Consider the following 3337-nt stretch of genomic DNA (forward strand, 5'->3'; position numbering starts at 1 on the left):
TTATTATTCATATTGGAGCAGGGTATACCTTTAATAATTATTTTACTTTTTGTCTTGGAAAGTTTCCGAAAAATGCGGGGATCGCAGGCGGTCTGACTGGTGGTATCACTTATGTTATTGTTTCTTTTTTAAGCTATGGAATTGTAAACATTGTTCCAGCTAAAGATGAAAGAAATCTAAGCTTAAGTTACCTGATCCTAATCCTGCTTTCTGTATTCATTATGCTGGTAATTTCCAGGTTGAGGTCTAAATCTCTTCCTGGGACAGAACTTTCGTAGCAACTTTTCCTACTGATAAGCCCTGTACTATAATTGAAAACACCACAACAAAATAAGTAACCGCAACTAAAGTGGCTTTATAGGGACCTTCATCCATGGAGAGTACAAGTGCAATGGATACACCACCTCTCAGGCCACCCCAAACAAGTACTTTTATGGTTCCGTTACTGAACTTGTTTTTAAAGGGGATGAGTAACACGGGTATATAAATGGAGATGAAACGTGCAAATAGTACAATTGCAATAGATATTAAGCCGATTTGCCAATAGATAGTGATGTTTTTGATGATCAACAATTCGAAGCCAATAAAAAGGAAAAGGATAGCGTTCAGAATTTCGTCAATTAACTCCCAGAATTTATTCAGATAATCCTTCGTTGTCGCAGACATCGCAGTTCTTTGGCCATAATTGCCAATAACAATTCCCGCCGCTACCATCGTTAATGGACCTGAAATGTGCATGGAATGAGCAATCAGGTATCCGCCCATAACGACTGAGAGTGTAATCAGGACAGTTACTTTGTAATCATCTATTTTTCTAATGGCATTTGATGCGCCCAGACCGAGTAATGTGCCTAGTAAAAAGCCTCCAAGGGCTTCTTTAACGAGTAGCCAGGAAATGTTTGTAAAAGAGATATCTATATCTGTTCCCTGGGCAAGTTGTAGAATAACAGCAAAGATCACAACAGCTACCCCGTCATTGAAAAGGGATTCTCCGGCAACTTTTGTTTCCAATGATTTTTTTACTTTGGCTTCCTTTAATACGCCCATTACCGCAATTGGATCTGTCGGTGAGATAAGCGCACCAAACAGAAGACAGAATATGAAAGGTAGTTTTACAGAGAATAGAGGGCTGATGTAGAACAAGAGAAATCCTACAGCAAAAGTGGAGATGATTACACTGATTGTAGAAAAGACCATAATTGGCCAGCGTTGTTCCCTGAGGTCTTTTAGGTTAATATGTATGGCACCGGCAAAGAGAAGGAAATTTAGCATAGCTCCCATAAGTACCTCAGTAAAATCAACATCCTGAAGTAACGTTGAAAAGTGCGTAAAGATTTTAGGAAATAGATGGCCTGTAACAACTAATAGAATCGAAGACAGCATCGCGATAATCATAATACCAATAGTAGATGGTAGCTTAAGATACCTGAGGTTCAGATAGGCGAAAAAAGAAGCAAGAACAATAAGGACTGAAAAAGAATAGTATAATTCCATGAAGTAACGGCTATTAAGTAAAAAATCAATCGATTATCGCAAAATACTAAAATTAGAAGATATTGTTATCTTGCCTTTTTATTTAAGGATAATGATCATAACCATACAATGCAAAGATCAGCTTGGCCTCGTAGCAGATATCTCCAGGATTTTATCTCAAAATCAGCTGAATATTATTTCTATGCGCGAACATGTGGATAAGGTAGAATGCCGTTTTTTTATGCGGTTGGAAATGGATGGGTATTCAGACGAAGTCTTACTGGAAAAACAATTGCTGAAAATTTTACCTACTCGCTCGGAAATACAGGTTAATCCAGCGCCAAACAAAAAGATTGTTGTTCTGGTTACCAAAGAGTACCACTGCCTGGCAGATATACTCATACGACACAGTTTTGGAACATTAGGTGCTTCAGTTCAATGTGTTATTGGAAATCATGGTATGTTGCAAGAGATCTGCGACCGTTTTGATGTCCCCTTTTTCCTGGTCCCTTATAGCAATGGTAAAGACTCGGCTGAGGCGGAAATGATTAATAAAATCTCGTCTTATCAACCGGATTACATTGTTTTAGCTAAATTTATGCGGGTACTTTCACCTGAATTCATTGTCCGTTTTAGGGATAAAATCATTAATATTCACCATTCTTTTTTACCTGCTTTTGCAGGTGCCAATCCTTACAAGCAAGCTTTCGAAAGAGGGGTTAAACTTATTGGCGCAACTGCTCATTTTGTAACCAATGAATTGGATGAAGGGCCCATTATTGCACAGCAGATTATCCCTGTAAATCACTCTTTTACGGCACTCGATATGGTGAGATCCGGAAAGGAAATTGAAACCGCAGTACTGGCAAAAGCTATGCGTCTTGTGTTTGATGATCGCGTTTTTGTTGTTCATAACAAAACGGTTGTATTTGAACATTAGGGGGAGATTGATTTTCATTGAATTGTAACTCTTTTATTCTTTTATTGCTATTTAAACAGATTAGACGCATATTTAGTAAAGAATTAGCCATTATACTATGTTAGGAGAATTAATAGAAAAGGAATCAATAGAAGTAAGTGAAATTATACCAGCAGAACAAAATCACACAGAAGAATTAAGGGATAAACTAAATGGAGCGCAGCGACTTGGAAATGAGTTTAAGTCAAAAGCAGAAATTACATTTAACACCAAAGATGGTCCAAAAACTGTGAACACAACAGTTTGGTCAGTAACAGAGAAATATATTCAGCTCAAAAATGGAATTCATATTCCTTTAACAAGCCTGATTGATATAGATTTTTAAAATGGTTTATAAAATTAAAGGGCATCGGTTAGATTGCCCTTTAATTTTATAAACCTATTGTGCACTTTTCATTTCTTCCAATGCATCTAATATACCATCAGCTCCCGGATTGATGCCATCAGGAGACAAATAGCTCCATTGAATGATCGCATGCTCGTCTATTACAAATAAAGCCCTGTGGCTTTCTCCTTCTTTTGTGTCGTAGATTCCATATTTTTTGGATACTTCCCCCTTAGGTTCGAAATCTGCAAGTAAGGGAAAGTGAATTTTTCTTTCCTGAGCGAAAGCCATATGACACCATTTGCTGTCCACTGAAATACCAAGGATTTCTGCATTATATTCATGAAATATTTTTAATGTAGCGCTATATAAGCTCATCTGATCACTACAAACAGGACTCCAGTCTGCAGGGTAAAAGGCTAAAATAAGACGTTTCCCCCGGAAGTCAGCAAGGCTTAATTTTTGGTCGGGTGTTGCATAGAGGTCAAAATCCGGAGCAGAATCTCCTTTTTTCAGAATCATAGTAGTAGATTTCAAAGGTTAAAAGATAGGAAATGAAT

Annotated in this window: 4 protein-coding genes and 1 pseudogene; 3 read left to right on the forward strand and 2 right to left on the reverse strand. The window is 37.5% G+C overall.

The features are described from left to right. Positions 1–278, forward strand: a pseudogene (locus tag DBR11_RS08145) (MFS transporter); the annotation flags it as partial. Here DBR11_RS08145 and DBR11_RS08150 read toward each other — a convergent pair. Then, positions 247–1494: a sodium:proton antiporter gene (locus tag DBR11_RS08150; RefSeq protein ID WP_108551434.1), complete on the reverse strand. Its 1248-nt coding sequence runs from the start codon at positions 1492–1494 to the stop codon at positions 247–249. The pseudogene DBR11_RS08145 and the gene DBR11_RS08150 overlap by 32 nt on opposite strands. A gap of 91 nt (positions 1495–1585) precedes the next feature. On the opposite strand from DBR11_RS08150, the gene purU reads away from it, so the two are divergent. After that, entirely contained in the window at positions 1586–2413 is an 828-nt protein-coding gene (gene purU, locus DBR11_RS08155) for a formyltetrahydrofolate deformylase (RefSeq protein WP_108551436.1), read from the forward strand. Positions 2414–2510: 97 nt separating this feature from the next. After that, entirely contained in the window at positions 2511–2777 is a 267-nt protein-coding gene (locus DBR11_RS08160; RefSeq protein ID WP_108551438.1) for a hypothetical protein, read from the forward strand. 54 nt (positions 2778–2831) lie between these two features. Here the strand turns inward: DBR11_RS08160 and DBR11_RS08165 are convergent, their stop codons facing one another. Then, positions 2832–3299, reverse strand: a complete 468-nt coding sequence (locus tag DBR11_RS08165) for a redoxin domain-containing protein (RefSeq protein ID WP_108551441.1) — start codon at positions 3297–3299, stop codon at positions 2832–2834. Positions 3300–3337: the final 38 nt, after the last annotated feature.

Source organism: Pedobacter sp. HMWF019 (assembly GCF_003061025.1).
Lineage (GTDB): Bacteria > Bacteroidota > Bacteroidia > Sphingobacteriales > Sphingobacteriaceae > Pedobacter.